At 35.2% G+C, this 24,693-nt stretch carries 19 protein-coding genes; 7 read left to right on the forward strand and 12 right to left on the reverse strand.

The window, feature by feature from the left end:
• Positions 1 to 60 precede the first annotated feature (60 nt).
• The 7 genes from N4270_RS02895 to panC form a co-directional block, all read right to left on the reverse strand.
• The gene (locus N4270_RS02895; RefSeq protein WP_260095294.1) at positions 61 to 3,903 is read right to left on the reverse strand and encodes a LamG-like jellyroll fold domain-containing protein; all 3,843 of its coding nucleotides are present in this window, start codon (positions 3,901 to 3,903) and stop codon (positions 61 to 63) included.
• Positions 3,904 to 4,158: 255 nt separating this feature from the next.
• A complete protein-coding gene (gene radA, locus N4270_RS02900; protein ID WP_260095295.1) occupies positions 4,159 to 5,517 on the reverse strand; it encodes a DNA repair protein RadA in 1,359 nt (452 codons plus the stop codon).
• Positions 5,518 to 5,713: 196 nt separating this feature from the next.
• Positions 5,714 to 6,895, reverse strand: a complete 1,182-nt coding sequence (locus N4270_RS02905) for an esterase family protein (RefSeq protein ID WP_260095296.1) — start codon at positions 6,893 to 6,895, stop codon at positions 5,714 to 5,716.
• Positions 6,896 to 6,978: 83 nt separating this feature from the next.
• The gene (locus tag N4270_RS02910) at positions 6,979 to 8,124 is read right to left on the reverse strand and encodes an alpha/beta hydrolase (protein ID WP_260095297.1); all 1,146 of its coding nucleotides are present in this window, start codon (positions 8,122 to 8,124) and stop codon (positions 6,979 to 6,981) included.
• A gap of 36 nt (positions 8,125 to 8,160) precedes the next feature.
• Positions 8,161 to 9,114, reverse strand: coding sequence for a lysylphosphatidylglycerol synthase transmembrane domain-containing protein (locus tag N4270_RS02915; protein WP_260095298.1), 954 nt, complete (start codon positions 9,112 to 9,114; stop codon positions 8,161 to 8,163).
• A gap of 3 nt (positions 9,115 to 9,117) precedes the next feature.
• Positions 9,118 to 9,468, reverse strand: coding sequence for an aspartate 1-decarboxylase (gene panD, locus N4270_RS02920; protein WP_260095299.1), 351 nt, complete (start codon positions 9,466 to 9,468; stop codon positions 9,118 to 9,120).
• A gap of 13 nt (positions 9,469 to 9,481) precedes the next feature.
• Positions 9,482 to 10,333, reverse strand: a complete 852-nt coding sequence (gene panC, locus N4270_RS02925; protein ID WP_260095300.1) for a pantoate--beta-alanine ligase — start codon at positions 10,331 to 10,333, stop codon at positions 9,482 to 9,484.
• 108 nt (positions 10,334 to 10,441) lie between these two features.
• Between panC and N4270_RS02930 the strand changes: the two genes are divergently transcribed.
• The 7 genes from N4270_RS02930 (at position 10,442) to N4270_RS02960 (ending at position 21,472) form a co-directional block, all read left to right on the forward strand.
• Positions 10,442 to 11,251, forward strand: coding sequence for a glycogen/starch synthase (locus N4270_RS02930; RefSeq protein WP_260095301.1), 810 nt, complete (start codon positions 10,442 to 10,444; stop codon positions 11,249 to 11,251).
• A gap of 11 nt (positions 11,252 to 11,262) precedes the next feature.
• Positions 11,263 to 12,906, forward strand: coding sequence for a DUF4270 domain-containing protein (locus tag N4270_RS02935; protein ID WP_260095302.1), 1,644 nt, complete (start codon positions 11,263 to 11,265; stop codon positions 12,904 to 12,906).
• 6 nt (positions 12,907 to 12,912) lie between these two features.
• Positions 12,913 to 14,760 carry a glutamine--fructose-6-phosphate transaminase (isomerizing) gene (glmS, locus tag N4270_RS02940; protein ID WP_260095303.1) on the forward strand — a complete coding sequence of 616 codons (1,848 nt, stop codon included), beginning with the start codon at positions 12,913 to 12,915 and terminating at the stop codon, positions 14,758 to 14,760.
• A 195-nt stretch (positions 14,761 to 14,955) separates the two neighbouring features.
• Positions 14,956 to 17,754: a TonB-dependent receptor gene (locus N4270_RS02945; protein ID WP_260095304.1), complete on the forward strand. Its 2,799-nt coding sequence runs from the start codon at positions 14,956 to 14,958 to the stop codon at positions 17,752 to 17,754.
• 23 nt (positions 17,755 to 17,777) lie between these two features.
• Positions 17,778 to 19,421, forward strand: a complete 1,644-nt coding sequence (locus N4270_RS02950; protein WP_260095305.1) for a G-D-S-L family lipolytic protein — start codon at positions 17,778 to 17,780, stop codon at positions 19,419 to 19,421.
• Between the two features lie 177 nt (positions 19,422 to 19,598).
• A complete protein-coding gene (atpD, locus tag N4270_RS02955; protein WP_260095306.1) occupies positions 19,599 to 21,107 on the forward strand; it encodes a F0F1 ATP synthase subunit beta in 1,509 nt (502 codons plus the stop codon).
• A 71-nt stretch (positions 21,108 to 21,178) separates the two neighbouring features.
• Positions 21,179 to 21,472 (forward strand): F0F1 ATP synthase subunit epsilon, encoded by a 294-nt coding sequence (locus N4270_RS02960; protein WP_260095307.1) that lies wholly within the window; start codon positions 21,179 to 21,181, stop codon positions 21,470 to 21,472.
• 77 nt (positions 21,473 to 21,549) lie between these two features.
• Here N4270_RS02960 and N4270_RS02965 read toward each other — a convergent pair whose 3' ends face one another.
• From N4270_RS02965 to N4270_RS02985, 5 genes are all read right to left on the reverse strand, one after another.
• Positions 21,550 to 21,990 (reverse strand): LexA family transcriptional regulator, encoded by a 441-nt coding sequence (locus tag N4270_RS02965; RefSeq protein ID WP_260095308.1) that lies wholly within the window; start codon positions 21,988 to 21,990, stop codon positions 21,550 to 21,552.
• 9 nt (positions 21,991 to 21,999) lie between these two features.
• Positions 22,000 to 23,256 carry a Y-family DNA polymerase gene (locus N4270_RS02970; protein WP_260095310.1) on the reverse strand — a complete coding sequence of 419 codons (1,257 nt, stop codon included), beginning with the start codon at positions 23,254 to 23,256 and terminating at the stop codon, positions 22,000 to 22,002.
• Positions 23,257 to 23,320: 64 nt separating this feature from the next.
• Entirely contained in the window at positions 23,321 to 23,527 is a 207-nt protein-coding gene (locus tag N4270_RS02975) for a helix-turn-helix transcriptional regulator (RefSeq protein WP_260095311.1), read from the reverse strand.
• Between the two features lie 2 nt (positions 23,528 to 23,529).
• Entirely contained in the window at positions 23,530 to 24,054 is a 525-nt protein-coding gene (locus N4270_RS02980; protein ID WP_260095312.1) for a DUF2975 domain-containing protein, read from the reverse strand.
• Positions 24,055 to 24,056: 2 nt separating this feature from the next.
• Positions 24,057 to 24,578 carry a DUF2975 domain-containing protein gene (locus N4270_RS02985; RefSeq protein WP_260095313.1) on the reverse strand — a complete coding sequence of 174 codons (522 nt, stop codon included), beginning with the start codon at positions 24,576 to 24,578 and terminating at the stop codon, positions 24,057 to 24,059.
• Positions 24,579 to 24,693 lie beyond the last annotated feature (115 nt).

A 24,693-nucleotide genomic window follows, 5' to 3' on the forward strand; every position in this document is an offset into this window, starting at 1 on the left:
TAAAATGAAGCACAAAAAACATCGATAAACGACATTCTTAAAACACCTGAAATATACTTATTAATGAATTATAATTTTTTTCGTTTTGACAGCTTGATTTGTTTTTAAACACACCACATAAGCTCCTAAATTCAAGCCTTTTAATTCTAAACCTTGTTCTAAATCTTGAGCCGAAAGCTCTTTAAAATCTCTAACAGTTTGACCAAGCATATTAACGATCACGAGTTCTTGAACATTCGCTTGAAGTCCTTTAGCAAATAAAGTCTTTGTGCTATTATTAAAATAAATTAGAGTTGCATCAATATCTGTCACTTCTGTAGACAAAGTGCTTTCAGTTTGAAATACTATTTCAAATCTATTATAGAACGTTCCTTCTTCAGAATTAAACTCATAGGCTTCTCCACTTTTCAAATCAAAATAAGTGCCTGTCCAATTATCTTTTAAAAATATAGCTTGATCTTCTGCAATGTGCTCTAATACTGTCGCTTTAATCCTGTAGTTAAAATCACCCGATGTACGAAGCGCTAATGCTACTGCTTTATCTTCTGAAATCGGTCCATAAGATTGAATCATCATCAATTCGTCATTCAAAATGAGGTTTAAATCATCGTCGTTTTCATTTGAATTCTTGGCATCATAACCATAGTCATAGCCATCTGAAGTCCATGTACTAAACCCTAATAATAATTCGCGACGTGACGATGGTCCATCTACAGATGAAAACTCCAGACGAATTTTTTGCATCACTTCATTTTCTTCGGAAGTCGTATCATTTACATTTGAACTTGCTGCTGTTCTTAAAAATACCGATCCTGTATCTGACGTTCCGTTTGCATCTTCTTCCTTAACAAAAACTCTTTGACTATTTTTAAAAACAACGGTTCCGTTTGAAACAATTTCAGTAAGAAACCCTTGCGCTACTGGCAGATATCGTGTTGGTAATTTTGTGCCTTCCTGCGCACCACTATTCCCTCCGTCGAGACCAACAAATTGCGATGCTCTTACAGAGCCAATCTTATTAACAACAGCGTAACCACCATTGTAATCGTTTAAAGCATGTGAATTTCCACTCCATTGTTGCCAAAGCTGAATTGAGCCTCCAATAACACCTGCATTATCATCAATAAAGGCATGAATATCTAAAGCTGAAGGATAAGGGTTTCCTAACAAATAATCTGTTCTTGAAACTGCTGGTACTGAACCATTTCCGCCCGTATCTGTAACATTAATGGCTATGGTTCCGTTATTTGGTTTACCTTGAAATAAGTACTGTTGCTCTGAAGCTGTTGTTCCGGTTCCTTTTTGAGTGTAACCAATACCTGGCTGAAGGTCTGTATGTTGATTGATCGCTGTGTAATCATTATATGTGACACCATTTTTGTAAGTGTACAACCAACGCGTACTCACATGTCCTGTTTGATGGTGAGCCGTTGTAAACTGCACATTAGACCCATCATTTTCTTTGAGTAAATTCAATCTATAACTACTGTTATTGGCATTGTTTAGACCTGTATTATTATCACTTAAAGTCGTTGCGGCTTGGGTTCCTACTGGTGACGCCCAATAGTTATACCAATAGACATTAGCAGTTCCTTCTTGGCGTCTTAAAATCTGACCTTGAGAGGAGGTAACCAAATCGCTTTTAGCACCTTGAATAAGCTGTGAATCATCGCTGAGATCTAACGTTCCATTAAGTTCAAAATACCACGCATTTTCAACTTTATGATTCCCTTGAATTGTAAGTTTTTTATTGGTGTCAATCATCAGTCCTAAATGCATATGTGAATTTGCAGATGTGACGTCATTTTTAATATGTACAATACTCCAATCTTTATTTGTAGTTGCATCTTCAATATCCCAAACGGCTCCATGTAACCAGGTTGCTGTTTGACTCCAATCATTATCAGAAATCGTTTCAAAAGGCATTGGCGCTGTTTGCGCTTGCAACGACCTAATATTAGTAATCGTAAGCGCTCTCGAATAAAGCGAAAAATCACTTAAGGTATTTCCTTTGACATCAGACATAGGATAGTAAGCCAAAAGGCTTGTCCAAGCGACCTTAGACGCATTTGTAAAATCTACAATATCTTTATCGATAAGTGTTCCTTTTACGTTGCCTGAATTGTTGGTAATTTCCTGAAACACCATTTGCTGAATCTGATCTACAGACAAAGCTTTATCAAATACTCTTAGTTCATCTATTTCACCATTAAAATATTCTTTATTAGCAATATGACTTGAACGTCGTCCCACTTCAAAAGCACCATTACTAGCTGAAGTAACATCAATATTTGCTCCTGTTGTTACGGTATTAAATCCAAACAATTCACCATCAATATACAATTCAATACGTCCAGTTACAGACGAATACACGCCTGTGACATGGTGCCATTCATTAGTATTGATAACAGCACCTGTTACTGAACGGGTTATATTTCCATCGATTTTAGTCTGAAATCCTAATGTATTTCCGTGTTCGATAAATAAGCGACAACTTTGATCTTCACCAGCAATAGTCATGGTTCCTGATGCTGAAGGATCAATTTTAATCCAAGCCATAAGGCTTATCTGGCTCAAGCCATCAACAAAGCCTCTACACGTTAAATAATCGTTGATTCCATCAAAATCTAAAGCTGCAGTTATAGGCGGATTGGTATCAAACAAATCACGATAATCTACATCACCTCCACTAAGTAAATCGCTATCAGAATCAGGTAAAGTTGACGGATTATCAAGATCTTCATTCACATCAAAAATGGCATCATTTATACCGTTCGTTTCAAAAATATCATCTAAACCATCATTATCGGCATCTAATCCAGAAAGTGTATTTCCCATTCCGTTTTCGAAAATATCTAAAGTCCCATCATTATCTGAATCGTGATCAAGATAATCTGGAATACCATCACCATCTGTATCTACAGGCACGAGACCTGTTCCATAATTACTTGGAATTCCTGAAGCATTTACAGTTGCTGAAGGTGGTAAGTAACCCGTTGTTGTTTGTGCTTCAACATTATCTGGAATACCATCATTATCTGAATCGATATCTAAATAATTTGCAATACCATCACCATCAGAATCGGCTAACACCACCTGCGGATTAAAAAAATTGGTCACACACGAAAACTCTAAACTGTAATTTCTAACCACATAATTAATATTATTATGAGCTAAAATCCCCAAGCGCACAGTATAACTAGACAAGTCATAGTAACGTGCCGCAATATTTATATTGGGATTCGCATTAGAGGTTCCTGGGTAATTGATATTTCCTGATGTTGCTACTAAAAAGTTTTCTTCTTCGGTTATGGTTACATTGGTCGGACTATCAATAGCGTAACTTGTTGGAGTTTGTACTTTATCTTTTTCAGACAAGGTTGTATTTCCATCAATATCATTAAGGTTAATAAATACTTCGGGTACAACCACTGGCGTTGTGGTTCCTGATTCTACAAATTGCAAATTAAACTCTACATAGGCTTCCTGGCTAGGCACCATATTTAAAAACTGAACACCTGGTTTAAAATACGTAGGATTACTAGAGTTATCGTCTAAGGTGGTAACTGTAGCACCAACAAAATCAACAAGGGTTACTAAAATATCAACTCCGGTGCCAACATTTGCAAATCGAAACACTTCCCCTTCTAATAAAGTGGCTGCGTTTCCATCGCCAGACTCTTCTGTAGGAATCGCATTAAAATCAAAATTGACTTCTCCTCCACATTCTGGTCCGCTAGGAATAGCGCTACCTTGCTCTTCAATATCAGGAATACCGTCGTTATCAGCATCGGCATCCGAGGCATTTACATAGCCATCGTTATCGGTATCTTGAGACAAAGAAAATTGCGGTACAGCAAAGAGTATTAGAAAAAATACTGTATGTAGTAGTTTTAGCTTCATAGCACAATGGTTAATTTTAGACTTTTGTTGTCTGATAGATTTGTTTAGAGGGACATCTATTCGTTTATGCTGTAAATCAAACATTTCAATTCACCTCATATACAGTACAATAGTACGATTTATAGGCAATTGGACAATGCACTCACAGTGCTATTTAGATGAAGTGTTTGAGAAATTAGATGAAATGTAATTCGCAAACTATAAACGACTTAAAACAACGTTGATTTGTGAGTGGAATCGACTAAAAACAGAGATTTAAACGATATAATCTACTAAATCTTCTATCTTAGAAATAAGCTGAATCTTGATTCCTGTGTTCTTTAATGAAATCTTGTTGTATTTAGACACAAAAATGGTTGAAAACCCAAGTTTTTCGGCCTCCAAAATACGTTGTTCAACACGTTGAACAGGACGTACTTCGCCAGACAGACCGATTTCGGCAGCAAAACAAAAATCCTTTTGAATTGCGGCATCTTCATTGGAAGATAAAATGGCAGCAACAACGGCCAAATCAATTGCCGGATCGTCAACAGTGATGCCACCTGTAATGTTTAAAAAGACATCTTTGGCACCCAACCTAAATCCTGCCCGCTTTTCTAAAACTGCAAGTAACATATTAAGTCGTTTAGCATTAAAACCTGTTGCACTTCGTTGTGGTGTTCCGTAAACAGCAGTGCTTACCAAGGCTTGCACCTCAATGAGCAATGGACGCATTCCTTCTAAAGTTGCTGCAACAGCATTACCCGACAATTCTTCATCTTTTTGAGAAATCAATATTTCTGAAGGATTAGACACTTCCCGTAAGCCAGAGCCTTGCATTTCATAAATACCCAATTCGTTGGTAGATCCAAATCGGTTTTTATTGGCTCGGAGTATTCTAAACACATGATTACGATCGCCTTCAAACTGAAGTACGGTATCGACCATATGTTCTAAAATTTTTGGTCCGGCAATAGTGCCATCTTTGGTGATGTGACCAATGAGAATCACAGGTGTTGCCGTTTCTTTAGCAAATTTAATGAGCTCTGTGGTGCATTCTTTGATTTGAGAAATGCTTCCAGAAGACGATTCGATATAATCACTATGAAGTGTTTGAATAGAATCTATCACAACAATATCTGGTTCTAGTGCTTCAATTTGCTTAAAAATAAGCTGTGTTTTTGTTTCGGTAAGAATATAGCAATTGTTGGTCTCAGGTTGAATACGTTCGGCACGCATTTTTATTTGTTTTTGACTCTCTTCTCCTGAAACATATAAGGTTTTATAAGGTAATTTTAACGCTATTTGAAGCAACAATGTACTTTTTCCAATGCCTGGCTCACCTCCTAAAAGTGTTAGAGATCCTGGCACTAAACCACCACCAAGCACACGATTAAACTCCTGATCGATGGCATTTAATCTGGCTTCTTGAGAGGTGTCAATTTCATTAATTTTAAGCGGTTTAGACACTTGTTTTTTTGCCGAAGACGAAGTTTTCCAATCACTTTTTTCCGGTTTTTGAATCACCTCTTCGGTAATGGTATTCCATGCTTTACAAGCAGTACATTGTCCTTGCCATTTAGAGTATTGAGAACCGCAATTTTGACAAAAAAAAGTTGTTTTAAGTTTAGCCATATTCATCTTCCACGACTGTGGAAATCTTGAATTAAATTTCAGCTAAATTAAGATTTTTTAATTGATATCTTTAAACCAACTCATGATCGCTATTATTTTAAGCGTTACAATTTTTGAATGGAGATTTGAAAATATAAATCGCTTGGCTTTACGATAGAGCCATTCAAAAAAATAGTCGGTCGAATATATGCTAAGTTTAGTTTTCTTCATCATCCTCATCTTCTATTTCGGTGTCATCTTCAACCACTTTCAAGCCTTCAACATGCGACATAATAAATTCTCTATCGATATGTGCCATATCTTCTAAGCCCAATGCCGTTTCATATAACTTAAGGGCTTTTTTAGTCTTACCTAGTTTTTCTGCATAAAGCGCCATATAGTAAGTTCCGAAGGAAGAATTAGGGTTCAATTTATTGGCAAGCTTTCCTATTTTATAAACCGATTCAAGGTCTTCGCGTTTTTCGGCCACAGTAATTAATTGCTCCAGTTCTTTTTCAGAAATGGGTTTAAAGATTCCGAAGAGATCATCAATACGCTTGTAACGGTCTACAATATAATCGTCTAAAGTACCTTCATAAGGAACTACTTTTTCATTGAGTTCTTTATCATCCAATGGTTTATACAATTCAAAAATTTTATCCAAAGCCTTAGACAAAGCACCTGTAACCAACTGGTAATGCGTATCACCTTTTAATTCATCATAATAATAGGTCAAGTGCTGATTATCAATGGTTTTTAGCTGCTCATTTGTGGTTCTAACGGTTTCTCTAATGGATTTGATATCTTTATCTGAAGTTGCCATATAGTAGAAAATATCGTCTTCTAACCATTGTAAACGGGTTGCAACATTTTCATGCATAGTCCCTTTAAAATCTGGACTCAAATTTATATAAGCCTGAAAAACAGGTTCTTCATGAAATAAAAAGGCATTCATAAAATTGCCCATAAGGTTATGACCAACTGCAACTTTAAATTTACTGGTATTATAGTTGGCATCTATATGCGGAATTAATTCTTGCTCGACAAACTTATAAAAGCGGTCACCAGATTCAAACGGCAACCCAGAAACCTCATCAAAATAGCTGTCATAAAAACGTTCTTCACCTTGAATAATACCGACTATTATTGACTCTGGCATTTCATCAAAATGCGTTTGAAAACTCACTTGACCACTAACAGGTTCAAATAAATATTCGCCATCAAAAACAATGATAACAGGATGTTTTAATTCTGATTCTGGGTCGTAGTTTTTAGGGAGCTTAATCTTTAATTGTCGTGTAGAGTTAAGCTTTCGGGATTCAAATTTCTCATAGGTTACTTGCGCCGAAACTTGTAAGCACAACAACAAAGAGAAGATAAAAAGGTAGGTATTTTTCATCTTTAAGTAGGTTAATTTAGGGACAGTAAATATACCTAAAATAAGTTAAACTACTAATTTATTCGATGAAATGCACAATTTTGTTAATCCTGATCCTGAATATCGTAAATTAAATCTAATAACATGTCTTTAGAAATAAACTCAGATGCTTCCAACAATAAGCCAGATTGATAGCTTTGAAGTGCCTTTTTTGTATTGCCTATAAAGTCGTAATACTGCCCTGAATAATAAGCACTTATCATAGATTCCGAATATTCTTTTCGTGCAAGTTTTGACAAATTCTTGAGTGACTCTTCGTCATTTTTCTTTTTACTAGCGGCTAAAACAGCTCTAAGATCATTTTCGACGACCTTTTTTTCAAATCCATAGAAAAACTCAATGTCTTCATACTTTTTCATAAGATACTCATAAGGACTTCCTTCAAAAGTGAGCATTTTATCTTGATATTCTTTTCGGCTAATGGGTTTATATAATCCAAATATTTCATTGATCGCTTTAGGAATCCCCAAACCAACTAAAGAGTAATGATCGGCATCGGTAAAATCGTCAAATCTGTAATGCAATTTAGAATTATCAATCGCACTTAAACCTGTATGAAAGGCTAAAATATCTTCTCTTAAGCTTTTCACGTCATTATCGGCTGTAGCTAAGTAATAAAAGGTGTCTTCAGTGGTAGTCGACAGTTTTTCCTGTAATCGCGTAGCCATTTCTGGAGATAAATCGGGGCTAAAAGCAATATAACCTCTAAACAACGGCTTATCTTTAAAGAGCCAGTAATTAAGGAAATTAGCACTTTGATCATGCCCAACAACAATTCTGAACTCTGAGGTTAGATAATTACTATTAAGATACGGGATCAACTCCATTCCTATAAACTCAAAAAATTGTGATCCTCCTTCGTCTGAAGGGAAATTAGTTTCATCGCTATAAGACAAATCGGCATCTCTCGTTTTTGCTTGATTAACTCCAACAACTATGGCTCTAGGCATATCTCCCCAATAGGAGTGATAATCGGCATTTCCAATCATTGGTTCAAATAAATAATCGCCATCCAAGACAATAATTAATGGATACAAAATATCCCCTTCGGCATCATAGTTTCTAGGCAATTGGATTTTAATCTCTCTAGAGGTCCCTATTTTAGAAGACTCAATTGTTTCGTAAATAACCTGAGATGTAGCGCTTTGAAAAAACAGACTACATAAAATAAATAAGATAATTTTATTCATAACAAGCAAGGTTTATAATGTGGACAAGGTAAAAAATTATTTAATTCTATTGTAAATTGGCAAGTATATAAACGATAAACTACCAGCGATTATAATCATAATGGTTTGTGAAGACCACATAATCCACCCAAAGGCATAACTAGGATCTTTAGCAATTTGAAATGTTGTAAAAGCCGCCATGACAGCAGCTGGATAAACAAAAACACCTCCATTTGTTGCTGCAATCGTAAAGCTCGCCGATATAAACGCTACCAAAATAGCACCAATACTAACGTTGTCTAAATCTGGCAATGCGAAAGTGGTAACATAAAACATCAATACATACATCCCCCAAATAAATAAGGTATGTGCTATAAATGACCATTTATGTTTCATTTTGAAAATACTCAAAACACCTTCCTTTAGACCTTTTATAAATGTTTTGACTTTTACAGCAAACTTCGACTGGCTTCGCTTTATAAACACATACAAAACTATTAAAGCGAAAACGCCTAAAGCTCCTAACAGGAATAGTTTTTCAGGATGAAAAGATTGTTGCAGAAGATTTAGAATAAAATCAAACTCTAAAATCAATGTTATTGTAATGATACCAAGCATGACGATTAAATCGGCCATACGCTCTGCTACAATAGTCCCAAAACCCTTTTCAAAAGGCACATCTTCATAATTAGTTAATACAGCTGCTCTTAATACTTCACCAGATCTTGGGATGCCATAGTTTGCCAGATAAGTGATAAATACAGCCATGATACTGTTGGGCAGTTGGATGTGATAACCCATAGGTTCTAAGAGGTATTTCCAGCGATAAGCTCTGGACAAATGACTCAGAAAACCAAAAAAAACACCTAAGCCAATCCACCAATAATTAGCAGACTTAACATAAGGTATAATTTCATCAACAGGTAATTTGGAAAAGGTAAACCAACCAAAAAACACAGCTAAAGCTAGCGGAATTATTAACCTTAGACGTTTTTTAAGTTTAGGACTCAAAGTTTATTTTAAAAGATTAGTGGCTTCATCAGGAAAAACTAGAGAAGGCTTGAAGACTTTAGCTTCTTCAATATCCATAAACGCATAAGTAATTAAAATAAGTGTATCGCCAACGGCAACTTTACGGGCAGCAGCACCATTTAAAGTGATTTCACCACTTTGTCTTGGTCCAGGAATGCAATAGGTTTCTAAGCGTTCACCATTATTATTATTTACAATTTGAACTTTCTCTCCTTGAATAATATTGGCTGCATCCATTAAATCTTCATCAATAGTTATACTACCAATGTAATTTAGTTCGGCTCCGGTTACTTTTACTCTGTGAATTTTAGATTTTACTACTTGAATTTGCATGTGGCAAAGATAATTAATTTAGTGCGATATTGTCTATAAGTCTAATATCATCTGCATATACGGCTATAAATGCCCTATAGGTCTTTTTGTTTGATTTTCGTTTTACTGTTTTGAGTGTTTCAGTATCTGCTATGATAAAATATTCTAATACTAATAAGTCGTTTTTTGCAAATTGCTTTGTCACCCAATCTGTCACTTTATTAGCACTTTTTGTGCCAAATTTTTCTTTGGCAGCTGTTAATGTTTTGTAGATAAAAGGCGCTGCGGATCTATACGCTGGTTTTAATCTGGCATTACGAGAACTCATGGCTAACCCATCCTTGGCTCTATGTATTTTACAACCAATAACTTTTACAGGAAGCTTATGTTTTTCAACTAACTTTTTTATAATCATTAACTGTTGAAAATCTTTTTCTCCAAAATAGGCGGTATCTGGCCTTACAATTTCAAAAAGGCGTTTCACAATCGTACCGACACCATCAAAATGACCTGCTCTAAACTTTCCTTCCATTTCATGTTCTAAACCATCGTAAGAAAAAGATGTCGATTTTACATTGTCTCCATAGATATCTTCTACCGTTGGCGCATAAATTAGGATGCTGTCTTCAGAAATTTCCGAAAGCAATGCAACGTCACTATTTAAAGTTCTGGGATATTTCTCTAAATCCTTTTTGTTATCAAACTGCGTCGGGTTAACAAAAATACTTACGACAACATAATCATTGTTTTCTAAACCCTTGATAATTAAAGACGCGTGCCCTTGGTGCAAAGCTCCCATAGTGGGTACAAAACCAAGTGTTTTTTTTTCAGACTTTAAGTGGTCTACATGAGCCATTAAGTCTGTTTTGTTTTTAAATATCATCATTTCATAACAAAAGTTTAACGCCTGCAAACTTAATATTTTACTAGCAATCTGCATAAATTTTTGTAATTTTGCATGTTTTTTATTTTTAATTCCAAAAACGACAGATTTATGAAAGATAAGCGAATATTGTATGTGTCATCTGAGGTTGTACCCTATTTACCAGAAACTGAGATTTCTTCAATGTCATTTGAAGCTCCAAAAATGGTAAACAAACAAGGAGGGCAAATACGAATATTTATGCCTCGTTATGGAAATATTAATGAACGAAGACACCAACTTCATGAAGTAATCAGACTTTCCGGAATTAACCTCGTTATAAACGACTTAGACATGCCCTTAATTATCAAAGTTGCGTCGATTCCGAAGGAAAGAATACAAGTCTACTTTATTGATAATGAAGAATATTTCAAAAGGAAAGCAACACTTACCGATGAAGACGGAAAATTATTTCCAGATAATGACGAACGCGCCATTTTCTTTGCCAAAGGTGTTATAGAAACTGTTAAAAAATTAAACTGGTCTCCAGATATTATACACGTTAATGGCTGGCTAGCGTCCTTGCTTCCGCTTTACCTTAAAGAGTTTTATAAAAACGAACCTTTATTTACTGAAAGTAAAATTGTGACTTCTGTATACAATCAAAGTTTTGAAGGTGCGTTAGATAAGAACATGATTAACAAAGTGAAATTTGATAATGTTGAAGAGAGTAAAATTGAATCTCTAGCTGATCCAACTTATAACAATCTTATGAAGATTGCGATAGATCACTCTGATGCTTTAATTAAGGGATCCAATGAATTACCTAAAGAACTTGACACTTATTTAGATGCTATTGATAAACCAGTGTTAGAGTATTTTCCTTTAGAAGATTTTGCCGATCAGTATACCGAATTTTACAATACTAAAGTTTTAGATTAGTAAACACATTTATGAAAAAAAGAAAAATTGCCCTAAAAAACCTTGCGGTTTTATCTCTTATTATTAGTTCTTTTATTGCTTGTGATAAAGATTTTGCAAATATCGATTCTGATATCATTAATAATGATAATGCCACGCATTTTGATACCGATTCAAGAGATTTTAATGTAATCGCTTACACCAAAGCTTTAAGCCCTGTTCAAACCAATAACCTTCCGGTTAATTTACTTGGTGTTTATAAGGACGATATTTATGGCATGACAACTGCAAGTATTGTAGCCGAAGTTGCCTCATCAATCATTAACCCTACTTTTGGAGAGAATGTCGTTATGGATTCGGTGGTTTTAAGCATCCCGTATTTTAGTACTGCTACTGAAGTCACTGAAGATGGTGAAACCATTTACGAATTGGACTCTGTGTTTGGTGGTGACCCCATCAAATTATCACTATTTGAAAGCAATTACTTTTTAAGAGATTTTGATCCTTCAGGAGACATTAATGATTCGCAAAATTACTATGCGAATATGAGCACTGGAATCGATTTTATAAGCGCAAGCCAATTAGAAGCAGTTCCGCTAAACCTAGAAGGTGACGGTGAAAATAATGTTATTGAAGAGTTTACACCTAGTAATGTTCAAATACGCCTACTCGATGAGGATGGGGAACTAAGCTCCAGACTTATTCCTGGCTTGAGAGTCAAACTTGACACAACTTACTGGCGTACTAAAATCATAGACAAAGAAGGTCAACCCGAATTAAGTAATCAAAACAACTTTAATGATTACTTTAGAGGTATCTATTTTAAAGCTGAGGCCATCGGTATGGATGGTAATTTATCCGTTCTAAATTTAGCAGCATCTACTACCAATATTACCATTTATTACACCAGAGATAGTGACGTTGAAGGTGCAGATCCTTTTCAATCTACATATACTATCAGTTTTACCGGAAATCGTGTGAATTTTATTTCCAATGAGTTTGACATTCAAAATGGAAATGAAACGACAGGTGATGAGCTTCTCCGTTTAAAAGGCGGACAAGGTTCTATTGCTGAAATAAAATTATTTAATGGCGACGATATTGATGATGACGATACAACCGACAACCTTTTTGAAACCTTTAAAAATGAGTTTGTTGAAACGGATGAAGATGGCAATTTTGTAAGCAGCAAAAAATTAATCAACGAAGCCAACCTGGTGTTCTATGTTAATCAGGAATTGTTAGAAAATAATGGGCCTGATAGATTGTACATTTATGATATTGAAAATCAAACACCACTAACAGACTATTTTCAAGATATCGCCAATACCGTATTCCCAACATTTTCTAGAATTAGTCACTTAGGCAGACTTCAACGTGTTGATGACGATCCTTCAGGAAATGGGATTAAATACAAAATCAAAATTACTGAACATATCAATAATTTGTTATTAAGAGATTCTACAAATGTAAAACTCGGACTCGCAGTTTCAGGAAATATAAACCTCGAAAATAATACTTTACAATACGACATTCTTACAGGTACAGACCAAGAAGAAACGGTTCCTGTTAGCTCTATTATTTCGCCTAGAGGAACTATCTTATATGGTAATAATACTGGAGACGAAGAAAAAAAGCTATATTTAGAAATATTTTTTACTGAACCAAACAACTAAATCAATATGTGCGGAATTGTCGGCTACATTGGACACAGAGAAGCTTATCCAATTATTATTAAAGGCCTTAAACGTTTAGAATATAGAGGCTATGATAGTGCTGGAATAGCCCTTTATGATGGCAACGATATTAAATTATCAAAAACCAAAGGTAAAGTTGCCGATCTAGAATCGAAACTTGAAAAAGAAATTAGCACAAATGGTTCTTTAGGTATTGGACATACCCGCTGGGCAACTCACGGTGTTCCTAACGATGTGAACTCGCATCCTCATTATTCTAATTCAGGAAACCTCGTCATTATTCACAATGGAATTATTGAAAACTACGAATCCTTAAAAAAGGAATTAATTAAACGAGGATATACGTTTAAATCTGATACCGATACCGAAGTCTTAGTTAATTTAATTGAAGACGTTAAAAAAAATGAAAACATTAAACTTGGTAAGGCGGTTCAAATTGCTTTAAATCAAGTGATAGGTGCTTATGCCATAGCTGTATTTGACAAAAACAAACCTAACGAAATTGTAGTTGCCCGTTTAGGAAGTCCATTAGCTATCGGTATTGGAGATGATGAATTTTTTATTGCTAGTGACGCTTCTCCTTTTATTGAATATACTAAAAACGCCATATACTTAGAAGACGAAGAAATGGCAATTGTACGTCGCAACAAAGGCGTAAAAATAAGAAAGATAAAAGATGATTCATTAGTAGATCCTTATGTACAAGAACTACAATTAAATCTTGAACAAATTGAAAAAGGTGGTTACGATCACTTTATGCTTAAAGAAATTTACGAACAACCTAGTGCCATATTAGATACATTTAGAGGACGATTACTGTCTAATGAAGCCATCATAAAAATGGCTGGTGTTGAAGATAATATGAAAAAGTTCCTCAATGCTGATAGAATTATCGTTGTTGCTTGTGGAACTTCTTGGCATGCAGGCTTAGTTTCTGAATATATTTTTGAAGATTTGGCACGTATTCCTGTTGAAGTAGAATACGCATCAGAGTTTCGGTACAGAAATCCAATCATTACCGAAAAAGATGTCGTGATTGCCATTTCGCAATCGGGTGAAACTGCCGATACACTTGCAGCTATTAAGCTAGCAAAATCTAAAGGTGCTTTTGTTTTTGGTGTGTGTAATGTTGTAGGATCCTCTATTGCCAGAGAAACTCATGCTGGAGCTTATACGCATGCTGGACCAGAAATTGGTGTAGCATCAACAAAAGCTTTTACGACTCAAATTACAGTATTAACCTTAATCGCTCTTCGTTTAGCCAGAGCAAAAGGAACAATTTCGAGTTCAGATTACAGACATCATTTAATTGAACTGGAACTTATTCCTGAAAAGGTAAAAAAGGCTCTAGAATCGGATGATTACGTCAAAACGATTGCAGCTATTTACAAAGATGTCAATAACTTTTTATACCTAGGAAGAGGCTATAATTTCCCTGTAGCTTTAGAAGGCGCATTAAAACTAAAAGAGATTTCTTATATCCATGCTGAAGGTTATCCTGCAGCAGAAATGAAACATGGTCCTATTGCACTTATTGACGAAAATATGCCAATCGTTGTTATTGCAACAAAGAAAGGACATTATGAAAAAGTAGTGAGCAATATTCAGGAAATAAAATCTCGTAAAGGAAAAATTATAGGCATCGTAACTAAAGGTGATAAGCAAGTTAAAGAACTTGCCGATCATGTTATCGAAGTTCCTGAAACTCTAGAATCCTTAACACCTTTATTAACTACAATTCCTTTACAATTATTATCCTACCATATCGCTCTAATGCTCGGTAAAAATGTGGATCAACCACGAAATCTTGCTAAAGCTGTTACTGTAGAATAAAGTATATCCTACTACGCATATTAAAGGCTGAAAATGAATATTTTACATTTTCAGCCTTATTTTTTGTAAAATACGCATTATTATGGTGTGTTTTTTGTTAAAAACTATTATGCACGCATAATTTTTTTCGATTTTTTCATTTCAGTATCATTTAATTATTTATATTGCTTTATAAAATTTAACTAATTCCCTAAAATGAAGACAATTTTCAAGATTATGATGCTGTTTTGTTGTGCATTTACTTTTGCGCAAACAACAGTTAAAGGTAAAATTACAGACAATAATGGCGTTCCTCTACCTGGTGCCAACATTATTATTGTAGGAACAACTTCAGGTACAATTTCAGATTTTGATGGAAATTACACCTTAACCGTAGACCAAGAGCCTCCTTTCTCCATTCAAGTGAGTAGTGTTGGTTTTGATACGGTTACAAAAGAAGTGACTACCAACCCTCAAACCTTAGACTTCACCTTAGTTGAAGGAACCTCTTTAGATGAGGTGGTTATTTCGGCATCAAGAACTCCAGAACGTATTTTTGAATCTCCTGTAACGGTAGAACGTTTCGGACTTAAAGACATTAAGAATACAGCCTCTGCCGATTTTTACGATGGTTTAGAAAACTTAAAAGGTGTTGACATCAATACCAACAGTTTAACCTTTAAATCGATTAACACAAGAGGTTTCGCAACTTTTGCAAATACACGATTTATGCAATTAGTTGATGGTATGGATAATTCTGCTCCTGTTCTTAACTTCCCTTTGGGTAATTTATTAGGGATGACAGAAACCGATATTCATAGCGTCGAACTACTTCCTGGAGCTTCGTCTGCACTTTATGGTGCAAATGCTTTTAACGGTATTTTATTTATGCGTAGTAAAAACCCTTTTGACTTCCCTGGAATTAGTGGTTACGTTAAAAGAGGAATCACATCTCAGGAAGCTGCCGGAGATAATGCATATACCGATTTAGGTATTAGAATGGCTTATAAGTTTAGTGAAAAATTTGCTGCTAAAGTTAACTTCGGATACCTAAAAGGTACCGATTGGTTTGCTACAGATACTTCAGGTAAAGACACAGACAACCTTATCAATCCTAACAGCACCAGAGAAAACGATATTAATTACAACGGAATTAATGTCTATGGTGATGAAGTAAGTACCAATATTAGAACAGCTTCTGGCCTCGGAATTATTCCTAATGTAAATGTAAGCCGAACGGGTTATGAAGAAAGAGATCTTACAGATTATGAAGCCGAAAGTATTAAAGCTGACTGGGGCTTATATTTCCGCCCATGGGAAAATGATTTTGAAATTCAATATGTTGGTAAAATTGGATCTGGATCAACGATATATCAAGGTGGTAACAGATACTCTATCAGAAACTTCTTTTTACAACAACATAAATTAGAAATTAAAAACGATAATTTCTTTGTTAGAGGTTATGTAACTGAAGATAAAGCGGGCGATTCTTATGACATGTTTTTCACAGGAATTAACATAAACCGTGCTTGGAAAAGTGATGAAGATTGGTTTGGAGAGTATATCGCAACTTATGCTGGTATCGAATTATCTGGAAACCCTCAAGGTTTAACTACTGCCGAAAAACACGCTGCCGCTAGAGCTGTTGCTGATACAGGTCGTTTAATTCCGGGAACACCAGAATTTGAACAAACCTTTAATAGAATTACGAGCGATCCAGATTTAAATACAGGGTCTAGGTTTTCTGATAACTCTAAAATTTACCATGCAGATGCTAACTATAACTTTACACACCTTTGGGATGTTGCCGAAATCCAAGTTGGAGGATCTTACAGACAGTATAGTTTAAATTCATCGGGTACCATTTTTACAGATGCTGATGCTCCTATTAATTATTCTGAAGTTGGGGTATACACTCAAGTTCAAAAATCACTGGAACTTTCTGAAAGCGTAGATTTAAAATTAACCGGATCGGTAAGATATGACAAATCAGAATTGTTTGATGGTTTCTTTTCTCCTAGACTTTCTGCAGGTTTCACAATTGATGACAATCATAATATTAGAGCGTCTTACCAAACTGGTTTTAGAAACCCTACAACACAAGATCTTTATATTGGTCTTAACTTAGGAGTTATCAACCTTGTTGGTGGTGCCATCGATAATCCAGAACGTTTTGTAAGAAATTATGCTTTAAGTCCAACAGGTGCTGCCATATTAGGACAAAGTACAATCGACGTTAGTGGTCAAGGTGCATATACCAATTCATTCTTCTCAAGTTCTGTAAGTGATTTTAGTGGATCTGGAAACCCAGCAGACTTAGAAATTGCTAATTCTAATTTTGCTAAACCAGAACAAGTAAAATCTTTTGAGCTTGGTTATCGTGGAAAAATAGATAAAATTATTATTGATGCTTCGGCCTATTATAATGCTTACACAGATTTCTTATCAACCGAGCAAGTTATCGCTCCTTTCTATGGCGATGTACAATTACAACAAACAGCTCCAGATGGTGTAACGCCTCTAGCTGTTGCGGCTATTGCTAATGGTGATTTTGACGTTTACAGAACGTACACCAACTCTGAAGTTAAAGTTAACTCTTATGGTGCTGCAATTGGTTTAACTACTAAAGTCCTTAATGGGTTTGATCTCGGACTTAATTATACTTATGCTAAATTAGATTTTGACCAAGAAGCTAATCCTGATTTCCAAACGAACTTTAATACTCCAGAACATAAGGTAAAAGCCTCTTTTGGTAATACTGATTTATTTAAAAACTTTGGTTTCAATGTTGCTTGGAGATGGAGTGACACCTATTTCTGGGAAGCTGGTTTTGGAGACGGTCAAATTCCAGCATTTCATGTGGTAGATGCTCAACTAAATTATAGAGTTCCTAGCTTAAAATCATCATTTAAAGTTGGAGCGTCTAACTTATTACAAGACGAATACAGAACAGCAATTGGTACAGGTAATGTTGGATCAATCTACTATGTATCTTGGGTGATTAACAACTTATAAGAATTAAAAAAATACACTATAAAATGAAACATATTAAATATATACTAATGTCTGCCATTCTTATAGGCTTTACCGCTTGTAGTGATGATGACACAACAGAAATGACGGAAGAACCATTACCAGAACTAACCGCTGGTAATGCCAATTTTTCAACTTACGTCTCTTTAGGAAATTCGTTAACCGCAGGATTTACAGATAATGCCTTATTTATTGCAGGTCAACAAAACTCATTTCCAAATACTTTATCTCAAAAATTTGCTTTAGTTGGTGGTGGTAGTTTTACACAACCGCTAACTAGTGACAATGTTGGAGGTCTTATTTTAGCAGGAAACCCAGTGATTAATCCAGTTACTGGTGCAAGACTATTTGCCCCAAGATTGGTGTTTAACGGTTCGGGTCCTGCTCCGTTACAAAGTTTAAACCCAGCAGCCATGTCTACTACAGATTTTGCTTTAAACAATCCTTCAGGTCCATTTAATAACCTAGGAGTGCCTGGTGCTTTAAGTTTTCACCTTATCGCTCCTGGATATGGTAATTTAGCAAACTTTCCGGCTGCAGCCAATCCTTATGCCATTAGAATAACTGGAAGTACAGATGATACGATACTAGGATTAGCAATGGATCAATCACCATCATTTTTCTCTTTATGGATTGGTAACAATGATGTTTTAGGTTATGCAACTTCGGGAGGTGCTTCTGGTGCATTAACAGATCAAGCCACTTTTGATTTTGCCTATAGTACTTTAATTTCAACATTAACGTCTCAAGGTGCTCAAGGTGTTGTAGCTAACATTCCAGATGTAACTTCAATACCATACTTTACCACTGTACCTTTCGCTCCGCTGGACCCTACAAATCCAAGTTTTGGTCCACAAATACCAACTCTTAACGGTATTTTCGGACAATTAAATCAAGTCTTTGCATTTTTAGAAAGTCAAGGCGTTCCTAACGCTACAGATCGTCAGATTGTTTTTTCTGAAACCTCAGCTAGTGCAGTTGTAATTCAAGATGAAAGCTTAATGAATTTATCAACTCAAATTAGCAATGTATTGATGGGAAGTCCAACCTTTCCTGCTTTTGTAGAATCTTTCGGTCTACCAGCTGCTGCTGCTCAACAGGTAGCAGACTTATTAGGTTTAGTGTATGGACAAGCCAGACAAGCAACTGCCGATGATTTATTAGTACTACCTAGTTCTGCTGTCATTGGAACAGTTAATCAAGATTTCGCAGCATTTTTAGGAACACAAGGACTCCCACCAACTTTAGCCGCTCAATTTGCTGTTGAAGGTGTATCTTTACCTTTAGCCGATAATTGGGTATTATTACCTACTGAACAAGCTGAGATTGCACAAGCCACAACAGGGTTTAATGCTACTATTGCTGCTAGTGCCAGTCAGGCTGGTTTAGCTTTTGTAGATGCTAATGCTCTACTAAATCAATTAGATAATGGCGGCATTCCAACTGGAGAACATATTTTAACGTCTAGCTTAGTCACTGGAGGTGCATTTTCTTTAGATGGTGTTCATCCAACTGCTAGAGGTTATGCACTAATTGCTAACGAATTTATGAGAGCAATTGACGCTACTTATGGCTCTAATTTTGAAGCTTCAGGTAATTTTGTAGATGTTGGTGATTATCCAACAAATTACTCTCCTGCCTTACAATAGAATACCACAAATTAGAAACGAAAAACACCTTCAAACTGTACTTCAGAATGAAGGTGTTTTTTTATACACAAAAAAGCATTAAAAATTACTTTAGTTTTAAATTAAAAGACATATCTTTGCAGCGCGAAAAACGAATGTTTTTTCAATCGAAATATCTAAACATTAAACACATAAGTAATGTCAAAAGTTACAGGTAAAGTTGCACAAATAGTAGGTCCAGTTATCGATGTTGAATTCGGAGCTGGTGCTGAACTTCCAAAAATCTATGATTCTTTAGAAATTAAAAATGCTGATGGTTCTATCTTAGTACTAGAAGTACAATCTCACATTGGTGAAGATACTGTACGTACAATCGCGATGGATTCGTCGGATGGTTTAAGTAGAGGAACTGAAGTTACTGCAACTGGTGCTCCTATTCAAATGCCAATTGGAGGCGATATCTACGGACGTCTTTTTAACGTTATTGGTGATGCCATTGATGGTATTGGTGATTTGCCAAAATCTGGTGAAAACGGTTTACCAATCCACAGACAAGCACCAAAATTTGAAGATTTATCAACATCTACGGAGGTTTTATATACTGGAATTAAAGTTATCGATTTAATTGAGCCTTATGCAAAAGGTGGTAAAATTGGTTTATTTGGTGGTGCTGGTGTAGGTAAAACCGTATTAATTCAAGAGTTGATTAATAACATTGCAAAAGGACACGGTGGACTTTCGGTATTTGCTGGTGTAGGTGAACGTACTCGTGAAGGGAACGATTTACTTCGTGAAATGTTAGAATCAGGAATTATCAAGTATGGTGATGACTTCATGCATTCTATGGAAGAAGGTGGATGGGATTTATCTAAAGTTGATAAAACAGCAATGAAAGATTCTAAAGCAACTTTCGTGTTCGGACAAATGAATGAGCCTCCTGGAGCTCGTGCTCGTGTAGCACTTTCAGGATTAACGATAGCAGAATACTTCCGTGATGGTGCTGGTGAAGGTCAAGGTAAAGACGTTCTTTTCTTCGTCGATAATATCTTCCGTTTTACACAAGCGGGTTCTGAGGTATCTGCATTATTAGGTCGTATGCCTTCTGCGGTAGGTTACCAACCAACATTAGCAACCGAAATGGGTGCCATGCAAGAGCGTATTACCTCAACAAAAAGAGGTTCGATTACTTCTGTACAAGCGGTTTACGTACCTGCAGATGATTTAACCGATCCTGCGCCTGCAACAACCTTTGCTCACTTAGATGCAACAACAGTATTATCTCGTAAAATTGCTGAGTTAGGTATTTATCCTGCTGTGGATCCTTTAGATTCTACATCAAGAATTTTAACTGCTGATATTTTAGGTGACGAACATTATGATTGTGCACAACGTGTAAAAGAGTTATTACAACGCTATAAAGAATTACAAGATATTATTGCCATCTTAGGTATGGAAGAATTATCTGAAGAAGATAAAATGGCTGTAGGTAGAGCAAGACGTGTACAACGTTTCTTATCACAACCTTTCCACGTAGCTGAGCAATTTACAGGAATTCCTGGTGTCTTAGTTGATATTAAAGAAACAATCAAAGGATTTAACATGATTATGGATGGTGAATTAGATCGCCTACCAGAAGCAGCGTTTAACCTTAAAGGAACTATTGAAGAAGCTATTGAAGCTGGAGAAAAAATGCTTGCTGAAGCATAAAACTAGTAGACAGTTTACAGTCTCAGTTTAAACTGAATACTGCATCCTGAATACGCAATACTGAATAAATTATGTATTTAGAAATTGTATCACCAGAAGCTACATTGTTTAGTAGTGAAGTAGACTCTGTTGTTGTGCCTGGCGTTAACGGCGAGTTTCAAATGTTAAACAATCACGCTCCTATTGTTTCGCTATTATCATCTGGTACTGTAAAAATTCATACACATACGCAATCGCATTTAGTGTTTGATGAATTACACGCCTCTATTATTCCTCATATTGATGATGATAAGGTTTTGACAGTGAAAATCAATTCTGGAACTATTGAAATGAAAGATAATAAAGTCATTGTTTTAGCCGACTAAAGCAAGACTTCAATTAATAATAAAAAACGCCAAACTTAATGTTTGGCGTTTTTTATTTCTAAAATCACAATAGCGTATTATACCTTTTTAATCACATTCGTTACAATACCCCAAATTAAAAAATTATTGTCTGCTGTTATATTGATAATAGGATAGTTGGGATTTTCGGGCTGTAACCACACTTCTCCATCAGACACACGCAAACGCTTTACTGTAAACTCACCATCTAAAAAACATACGGCTATTTTATTATTTGAAGGTTCAAGACTTCGATCTATAACCAACAAATCATTATCTTCTAATCCTGCACCAATCATAGATTGCCCACTCACACGTGCATAAAATGTAGCTTCTCTGTTTTTAACAAGTTCTTCATCTAATGACAAGCGTTGCTCTTTAAAATCATCTGCTGGAGATGGAAAACCTGCAGAAATTCCTGCATCAAAAAATCGGGCATCTGCACCTTCGACAGATTCTGGTGTGAAGAAGCTTAGGCTTCCTGAATTTTGTGTGATCATAGTTTTAATTTATTTTACAACAATAATATCATTAATATTCGTGGTATATCGTGGTGATAATCGTTCTTGACGCATTTTCCAAGTGCGCTTTAAATCTTGATTAGCTAATTTAATTTTATGGCTTTTATACTTTCTGTTTAAGGTATCTATAGATTGCATTAAAGGTTGGTGTTTAGGATTTTCGGCATCAAACAAATGCAGTTGATGATTATCGGTTGACACCAAACCCGTAACAATAACACCTGCTCTTTTATACTTAATTCCGCTTTTAAAGATAGCCATTACGGCGTCAACTGCACAATGACTTATAATTAAAGATGAGTTTGTTGGATACGATAAACTCACACTTTTACTCGCACGATGTTGCTCTAACTCTTTTTTATGCCGATCACTGCTTAACATCACAATAATCATATGGCAACTCGAGCCTTGTTTTCGTAGTTTTTCAGCACAGGTTGTTGCAAACGTAGAAATACGTTCTTTAATATTATCGATATCCGAATAGGTGTATTCAAAACTTCTGGTGGTCGCAATGGCTTTCTTATTTTTAGGTTCGTCTAATAAAATTTTAGACTGCCCTTCTAAATCCTTTTTTAATTTCCATTCGGTAATCGAAAAGGTTTTGCGAACCCAATCATCAGATAACTGAACAAAATCATAAGCCGTTTTGCAGCCTTTAGCTTTTAGCCGCTTTTGTAAACCACGACCAATACCCCAAACGTCTTCAATTTTAATCCATTTTAAAGCTTTGATCCGCTTCTCTTCAGAATTGATCACATAAACACCATTGGTTTCCTTCGGAAATTTTCGTGCCACTTTATTAGCCACTTTAGATAAGGCTTTAGTTGGAGCAATCCCAACACAAGTCGGAATGCCTGTCCATTTCAAAATACGCAGTCGCATCTCATTTCCGTAGGCATCAAAATTATAACGATCAAAGCCTTTAAACTCCAAAAAAGCCTCATCAATACTGTACACTTCAACGTCTGGTGTAAACTGTCTCAAAATAGTCATCACACGACTGCTCATATCGCCATACAAAGGATAGTTTGATGATAGCACAAAAATTCCGTTCGCCTTACAAAAGCCTTCCCATTTAAAAATAGGAGCTCCCATTGGCAGGTTTAATGCTTTTGCTTCATCGCTACGTGAAATTACACAACCATCATTATTACTAAGAATAGCGACTGGTTGTCCTTGTAAATTAGGATTAAAAACACGTTCGCAAGACGCATAAAAATTATTACAATCTACAAGTGCAAACATATGTGTAAATATATAACAAATGTTTGAATTTTAAATTCTAAAACAGCTTTAGAATACTAAAAATTTAAGCTTCAACATACTCTAATATATCTGCAGGCTGACAGTCTAACGCTTCACAAATGGCTTCCAGCGTCGAAAACCGAATAGCTTTGGCCTTACCTGTTTTTAAGATTGAAAGGTTTGCAGTAGTAATACCAACAATGTCTGCGAGCTCATTACTTTTCATTTTCCGCTTGGCGAGCATAACGTCAAGATTGATAATTATTGGCATACTTATATGGTTAGTTCGTTGTCTTCTTCAGCTTGTTTTCCGCGCTTAAAAATTTCAGCTAAAATATAAAAAGCTAATCCTGCTGGAATTAAAAACGTAAATTCTGTCTTGAGTTCATTAAAAAAGTTAAAGGTAGAGTTCTCAATAGCAGCAAGTAAAAACCTTAATACTAAAACGCTAATTGTATACTGAATAAAAATATGGCCAATCTTTTCAAAATACTTAATATTCTTGTCACTAAAGTAATGCCCATTTTCTATTTCTTTCAGAATGGATAAAAAATAGGAAAACCCATAAATGAGATAGCCTTTCAAAAAAAACAAACCTATACTAATAATATAGTAACTCCATTGAATCACATTTTTTGACGTGAACCAGGATTCATTTTTATCTGCCGATTTTGCCCAATTTTGAAATTCCTTGAATTGATTAAAGTCAAATTCACGTAGATCATTCAGTAATATGGATACCGAAGATAACAAGACCACCCATGTAATGATGCTTAAAATAGTTGTTTTGTCTTTCATGATTATATTGTTAATTCGTTTTCTGATTGAATTTCGGCAGCACGCTTAAATAATGAAGCAATAATAAATACAACACCTGCCATAAATAAATAAGCTGCTGTATCTATATTAATTCGTGTAAAGCTCACTTTTGAATTGAGCCATGTGATATACGAATTTGCAATAACACCTATCACACCCACACTTATGGCGACATAACTTATCTTAAAAATTAAATCAATTACAACTGTTTTAAAAGGTTTGTTGTAATCTATGATTTTAAAAATCTTTATTAATAGGTAAAAAATATAGGCCTTTAAACAGGTAATTACTATCAAAAATAAGATTGTTACTGTATAATGACTTAAACTAAATCTATAGAGATTAGAAAAGTCTATTCCCATGTATAAGTTCTCTGTAGCCTTTTGAGTCACAAAAAAACTAAGTAACGATACAATGATGATCGCTCCTACCTTTATACAATAACCAATAAACACAATCCACGATATGATGTTCATTGCATTAAAAATTTGTTTTGTTTGCATTTTTATTATTGTTTAACGATAACAAATATATAAAAATTATTGATAAACAATAATTTTTTATCTAAAAAAGATAATTATATTGAGTTTAAAATCGTGATATATTCCATATTTCATT

Origin of the sequence: Psychroserpens sp. SPM9 (genome assembly GCF_025153525.1) — a bacterium.
Lineage (GTDB): Bacteria > Bacteroidota > Bacteroidia > Flavobacteriales > Flavobacteriaceae > Psychroserpens.

Coding starts and splice junctions, on each gene's coding strand:
- N4270_RS02895 (WP_260095294.1), bottom strand. CDS start 3,903: ATGAAGCTAAAACTACTACATACAGTATTTTTTCTAATACTCTTTGCT.
- radA (WP_260095295.1), bottom strand. CDS start 5,517: ATGGCTAAACTTAAAACAACTTTTTTTTGTCAAAATTGCGGTTCTCAA.
- N4270_RS02905 (WP_260095296.1), bottom strand. CDS start 6,895: ATGAAAAATACCTACCTTTTTATCTTCTCTTTGTTGTTGTGCTTACAA.
- N4270_RS02910 (WP_260095297.1), bottom strand. CDS start 8,124: ATGAATAAAATTATCTTATTTATTTTATGTAGTCTGTTTTTTCAAAGC.
- panD (WP_260095299.1), bottom strand. CDS start 9,468: ATGCAAATTCAAGTAGTAAAATCTAAAATTCACAGAGTAAAAGTAACC.
- panC (WP_260095300.1), bottom strand. CDS start 10,333: ATGATGATATTTAAAAACAAAACAGACTTAATGGCTCATGTAGACCAC.
- N4270_RS02930 (WP_260095301.1), top strand. CDS start 10,442: ATGAAAGATAAGCGAATATTGTATGTGTCATCTGAGGTTGTACCCTAT.
- N4270_RS02935 (WP_260095302.1), top strand. CDS start 11,263: ATGAAAAAAAGAAAAATTGCCCTAAAAAACCTTGCGGTTTTATCTCTT.
- glmS (WP_260095303.1), top strand. CDS start 12,913: ATGTGCGGAATTGTCGGCTACATTGGACACAGAGAAGCTTATCCAATT.
- N4270_RS02945 (WP_260095304.1), top strand. CDS start 14,956: ATGAAGACAATTTTCAAGATTATGATGCTGTTTTGTTGTGCATTTACT.
- N4270_RS02950 (WP_260095305.1), top strand. CDS start 17,778: ATGAAACATATTAAATATATACTAATGTCTGCCATTCTTATAGGCTTT.
- atpD (WP_260095306.1), top strand. CDS start 19,599: ATGTCAAAAGTTACAGGTAAAGTTGCACAAATAGTAGGTCCAGTTATC.
- N4270_RS02960 (WP_260095307.1), top strand. CDS start 21,179: ATGTATTTAGAAATTGTATCACCAGAAGCTACATTGTTTAGTAGTGAA.
- N4270_RS02965 (WP_260095308.1), bottom strand. CDS start 21,990: ATGATCACACAAAATTCAGGAAGCCTAAGCTTCTTCACACCAGAATCT.
- N4270_RS02970 (WP_260095310.1), bottom strand. CDS start 23,256: ATGTTTGCACTTGTAGATTGTAATAATTTTTATGCGTCTTGCGAACGT.
- N4270_RS02975 (WP_260095311.1), bottom strand. CDS start 23,527: ATGCCAATAATTATCAATCTTGACGTTATGCTCGCCAAGCGGAAAATG.
- N4270_RS02980 (WP_260095312.1), bottom strand. CDS start 24,054: ATGAAAGACAAAACAACTATTTTAAGCATCATTACATGGGTGGTCTTG.
- N4270_RS02985 (WP_260095313.1), bottom strand. CDS start 24,578: ATGCAAACAAAACAAATTTTTAATGCAATGAACATCATATCGTGGATT.